Below are 398 nucleotides of genomic sequence, written 5' to 3'. Positions count from 1 at the left end.
ATAGCGAGCGTGAACCACCCGATCCCATGCCGAACTCGGAAGTGAAACCGCTTAGCGCCGATGGTAGTGTGGAGTTTCTCCATGTGAGAGTAGGTCATCGTCAGGCACTTATACCGAACCGCCCCTGCAGCCTTGCTGCAGGGGCGGTTCTCTTTGTGCGCAGGAAAAACTGGCGCAATAGAAAAGCCGTGTGCAGAAAGACGTACATGGAAAAGTGGTGCGAGAGATAACCTTCCCAGGCTGCACAAGAAGAAAGTCTTTGGCTCATCATTGAAGTGGACCCCATCCTTTGGACCACCTGACGGGTCGTCTAAGCTCGGATCAGGTCATCATCGGCGTCAGGCCGCCTGGGTCAGTGGTTGAGAGAAGTACACTTCATCAGGTGTGGCATCGTCCAG

At 54.5% G+C, this 398-nt stretch carries 1 rRNA gene; it reads left to right on the top strand.

Features of this window, described 5'->3' with window-relative positions:
* Positions 1-106: ribosomal RNA gene (rrf, locus tag IZU87_RS17410) — 5S ribosomal RNA — on the top strand; the annotation flags it as partial.
* Positions 107-398: the final 292 nt, after the last annotated feature.

Source organism: Cobetia sp. MC34 (assembly GCF_018340035.1).
In the GTDB taxonomy this organism is placed as follows: Bacteria; Pseudomonadota; Gammaproteobacteria; order Pseudomonadales; family Halomonadaceae; genus Cobetia; species Cobetia amphilecti.
Note: the sequence above shows the minus strand (reverse complement) of the source record. Positions and strands in the feature narration are given on the sequence as shown.